General features: G+C 64.0%; 3 protein-coding genes. All 3 read left to right on the top strand.

Going from position 1 to position 4747, the window contains the following annotated elements:
* Window positions 1–44: 44 nt before the first annotated feature.
* Window positions 45–1301, top strand: a complete 1257-nt coding sequence (locus QZ307_RS10750; protein WP_295999702.1) for an S-adenosylmethionine:tRNA ribosyltransferase-isomerase — start codon at window positions 45–47, stop codon at window positions 1299–1301.
* 532 nt (window positions 1302–1833) lie between these two features.
* Window positions 1834–4527 (top strand): protein translocase subunit SecD, encoded by a 2694-nt coding sequence (gene secD / locus QZ307_RS10745; protein WP_295999700.1) that lies wholly within the window; start codon window positions 1834–1836, stop codon window positions 4525–4527.
* On the top strand, window positions 4528–4747 hold a 220-nt coding region (locus QZ307_RS10740), incomplete at its 3' end, for a DUF1292 domain-containing protein (RefSeq protein ID WP_295999699.1).

The raw sequence follows: 4747 nt of genomic DNA, 5'->3' as shown, positions 1-4747 counted from the left end.
TCGTGGTAGTATACCGCCGAACGAAAATGCTAAGGAGCGATTCCATGAGAACGGATGATTTCGATTACAACTTGCCCGAGGAGCTTATCGCCCAGGAGCCGGCGGCGGTGCGCGACGAGTGCCGTTTGCTGGTGATGGACCGTCAAAGCGGGGAAGTGGAGGATCGCATCTTCCGCGACATTATCGAGTACTTGGAGCCAGGCGATTTGCTGGTGGCCAATGAGACCCGCGTCATGCCGGCGCGCCTTTTGGGCGCCAAGCGCGGCACGGGCGGGGCGGCAGAGGTGTTCCTGCTGCGCGAGTGCGGCGGTCCCGAGCCGCGCACGAACCGCGTGGCGTTCTGGGAGGTGCTCGTGCGCCCCGGCAAGCGCTTGAAGCCCGGCGGGGGAGCGGTGGTGGACTTCACCAACGCCGAGGACGAGGTAGTGCTGTCGGCCGAGATCATCGACTGGGCGAAGGGCGCGCAAAAGGGCGAGCGTGTGGCGAAGCTGACCACGCCGCTGCCGTCGCTGGACGAGGCGCTCCACGCCGTGGGTCACACGCCGTTGCCGCCCTACATTAAAGACTACGCCGGCGACGAGGAGCTGTACCAGACAGTGTACTCGCGCCGGGAAAGCTCGGCGGCCGCCCCCACAGCGGGGCTGCACTTCACGCCCCAGCTCATCGAGCGCTTGCGCGAGGCGGGCATCGGTTGGGCCACGGTGGAGCTGGAAGTAGGCCTCGACACCTTCCGCGTAGTGGACGAGGAGAACCCTGCTGACCACGTTATCCATACGGAGTTCTACACGGTGCCCCAGGCCACGGTGGATGCAGTGAACGCCGCTCATGCCGCGGGCAAGCGCGTTATCGCCGTGGGCACCACCAGCGTGCGCAGCCTGGAAAGCGCCTGGGATCCGAATGCCGGCGCCGCGGGGGAGGGCGCGACCGCCGGCGCGGAGGGTGCGGCGAAGGCCTCTACGACGGACGCAGGTCCGGGCACTAGCGCTGGGCCGAGCACGGGCGTTGGCGCTGAGGCTGCAGACGGGGCCGCAGCTGCGTCGGGTGAGGCTAGCGACGATAGGGCCGTGGGCGAGGGCGCCCTAGTGGCGCGCGATCGCGAGGCCACGAGCCTGTACATCCTGCCGGGTTACCAGTTCCATGTGGTAGATGCCCTCATCACGAACTTCCATGTGCCGAAGTCCACGCTCATGATGCTCGTCAGCGCTTTCTCCAGCCGCGAGAACATCATGGGCGCCTACCAGCACGCCATCGACGAGCGTTACCGCCTCCTCTCCTTCGGCGACGCCATGTTTCTGCACTAGGCAGCTGGCAGCCTGCGGAGCCCAGCGAGCTTGGGGGCACCGAGGGCTGAGAGGCTTGCTAGCTTAAGGAGCATCGCAGAGGAATTCTGGCTACTGGCAAAATCTCATGTGGTAGGTTCCAAAATCGATGGGTTTGGTATTCCCATCCTTGGGTCAGCGGAAATCTGACCTGGGGTTATGTCGAGGGCGGGAACCAAACACCTTGTTCTTGGCAGCGCCCAGGGAACCAAACAGCCCGATTCTGGAACCTGGACCTTGCGAAAACCCACCCGGGGGACCAAACGCTGCCATTCTGGCGGCCAGGCGGGGCAAAGGCTGTGCCTAGGGAACCAAACAGCGCGATTTTGGAACCTCCGCCTCGCGACGGGGACGCTGGGGTGTCGCGGAAGCCGTCGTTTTCACAAACCCTTGTTGACCTTTGGTTATTTTGTGTCACAATGGGCAAGTTAGACTCTGGTCAGGAGCTTATACTCTTACCTGAGTATTAATTGGGAATTGAGAGAAGAACGAACCATCAAGGAGCATGCATCCCATGGCACTGGAGCGTACCGTCAAGAAGAAGCCCGCGCGCACGGCCGACCGCCGCAATGTGTGGCTGCTCATCCTCACTACCATCCTCATTGTTGTATCGGTGGTGCTGTTCACCCCGCCCAATGAGAAGATCAATCAGGGCCTGGACATCCAGGGCGGTCTGTCGGTGGTGCTGACGGCGAAGTCGACCGACGGCGAGCCGGTCACGCCCGAGGACATGGAGAAGTCCCGCGCCATCATCGAGAGCCGCGTGAACGCCCTGGGCGCTTCCGAGGCCACGGTGCAGGAGCAGGGCTCCGACCAGATCCTCGTGCAGATTCCCGGCCTGGCCGACACGGAGGAGGCCCTGGCTACCATCGGCCGCACCGGTTCGCTCGAGTTCGCCCGTCTCGACTCCTTCACCGACGAAGAGGTGAAGAGCGCCATCGAGAGTGGCCAGTACGCTGGCGAGGGCACCGTGTCCGACAGCTTCGGCAACTCCTTCCCCTCGGGCAAGACCCAGAACCTGGAGGTGGAGCCCGGCACCTATACACCCATCGTCACGGGTGCCGACATCACGAACGTCACCGTGGGCAAGGCTTCCGAGACCGGCACCGACTACGCCGTGAACATCAGCCTGAACGCCCAGGGCACCAAGGCCTTCGCCGAGGCCTCTCGCGACCTGGTGGCCGACCATGGCCAAATTGTCATCATCCTCGACGGCGAGGTGCAGTCGGCCCCGGCCGTCCAGTCCGAAATCCCCAACGGTGAGGTGTCCATCACCGGCAACTACACGCTCGACGAAGCGAAGAACCTGCAGACCATCCTGGAGTCTGGCTCGCTGCCCGTGTCTTTCGAGTACGCTCAGTCCCAGGTCGTCGGCCCCACCCTGGGCCAGGACGCCCTGGTTTCCGGCGTCATCGTGGCCCTCATCGGCCTGGCGCTCGTTATGCTGTACCTGCTGTTCTTCTATAAGGGCCTGGGTCTTATCACCGCCGCGGCCATGGCTGTGTTCGCCGTGCTGTACCTGGGCATCCTTGCGGCGCTGTCCGCCTTCCACCTGTTCAGCCTGTCGCTGGCCGGCATTGCTGGCATCGTGCTGACCATCGGTATGGCGGCCGACTCGTCCATTCTGACCGTCGAGCGCTTCCGCGAGGAAATTCGCATGGGCCGCTCGGTGAAGGCCGCGTCCATCACCGGTGTGCGCCACGCCATCTTCACCTCCATCGACGCCGACCTGGTTACCATGGTGTCGGCGCTCTGCCTGTTCTTCCTGGCTGCCTCGTCGGTCAAGGGCTTCGGCATGACCCTGGCCCTGGGCATTATCTGCGACATCGTCATGATGCTCATCTTCAAGGCGCCGCTCATTCGCCTGTTGGCTCCGAAGGTTATCGCGAAGCACCCTGGCTTCTGGGGCATCAAAGACTCCATCGAGGCCTCGAAGGGCTACGCCGAGCTGGCGGCCATCGAGGGCGTGCCCGAGGCTGAGGCCGAGACGGGCGCCCAGATGAACGCCGCCGAAACGCGCGATATTGTAGAGGCCGACGATCCGGCCGACGCCTCCAAGACCGTGGCGGCCGTGCGCAAGATCAAGGGTCGCTTCATCAAGCACGACATCAACTTCCTCGGCTTCCGCAAGGTGTTCCTCACGGTGGCTGCTGTGGCCATGGTGCTGTGCCTGGTCGTGGTGGGCGTGCGCGGCCTGAACTTCGGCATCGAGTTCGTGGGTGGCACCTCGGTGGCGTTCCACGGCACCGGTGACATCACCACCGAGCAGATGCGCACGGCCTTCGATGGCGCCGGCGAGCCCGACGCAGTCATCCAGACCACGGAAACTAACGGCGAGCCCGGCTTCCTCGTGCGTACCACCACCACCTCGGCCGAAGATGCCACGGCCCGCGCCAACCAGGTGGCCGACGCCCTGGGTATGACCACCTCCGACTTCGAGGTAACTACCATCGGTCCGGACTGGGGCGCCAGCGTCATCCAAAGCTCGCTCATCGCGTTCTTGGTGTCTATCCTGCTCATCATCGTCTACATCGCCATCCGCTTCGAGTACAAGATGGGTGTCATGGCCATTGTGGCCCTGCTCCACGACCTCATTCTGGTGGTGGGCATCTACGCCCTGGTGGGTCGCGAGGTGAACCCGAACACCATCGCCGCCCTGCTTACCATCTTGGGCTACTCGCTCTACGACACGGTCGTCGTGTTCCACCGCATCAACGACAACATGAAGGGCGAGGACATCCGCTGCACCTTCATGACTATGGCCAACCACTCCATGAACCAGGTGTTCATCCGCACCATCAACACGACGCTCACCTCGTTCATCCCGGTGTTCGCCATGCTGCTGTTCGGCGGCGAGACGCTGAAGGACTTCGCGTTCGCCATGGCCATCGGCCTTATCGCCGGCTCCTACTCGTCCATCGCCATTGCCTGCCCGCTCTACTGCCTGTGGAAGACCCGCGAGCCGAAGTTCGCGAAGCTGCAGAAGAAGTACGGCACGGAAATCGGGCGCTTCGAGTTCGACCACTCCGCCTCTACCGGCATCGCCCAGGTGCCGCTGGCGCGCCTTGAGGCCGACGCCCGCGCCGCCCAGGCCGCCGAGGCCGCCACTGCTGCCGGCACCGGCGAGGCCACCGCGGGCGCCCATGCGGCCGGCGCCAAGGCCTCCAGCAACAAAAAGAAGAAGCACAAGCACGGAAGGGCCCAGTAAATGGTACGCGAAGGATCTGCCCCGAATTTCTGCCCGCCCACCGAGGAGGGCATCACCCTCACGTTCGCCGACGAGAAGGGCGACACGGTCGATTTGGAGTTCCTCGGCCTGGTGCTGAAGGGCGACCGCTCCTACGGCTTCTTCTTCCCGGTTGACGAGGACCATCCGGCCACGTCTTCCGGCGAAGTGGTGCTGCTCGAGGTGACCGAGCTCGACGAGG

This window comes from uncultured Adlercreutzia sp., from assembly GCA_910585575.1.
GTDB lineage: Bacteria > Actinomycetota > Coriobacteriia > Coriobacteriales > Eggerthellaceae > Adlercreutzia.
Note: the sequence above shows the minus strand (reverse complement) of the source record. Positions and strands in the feature narration are given on the sequence as shown.

Excerpts from the sequence above, each read along its gene's own strand:
- QZ307_RS10750 (WP_295999702.1), top strand. The coding sequence starts at position 45 with ATGAGAACGGATGATTTCGATTACAACTTGCCCGAGGAGCTTATCGCC.
- secD (WP_295999700.1), top strand. The coding sequence starts at position 1,834 with ATGGCACTGGAGCGTACCGTCAAGAAGAAGCCCGCGCGCACGGCCGAC.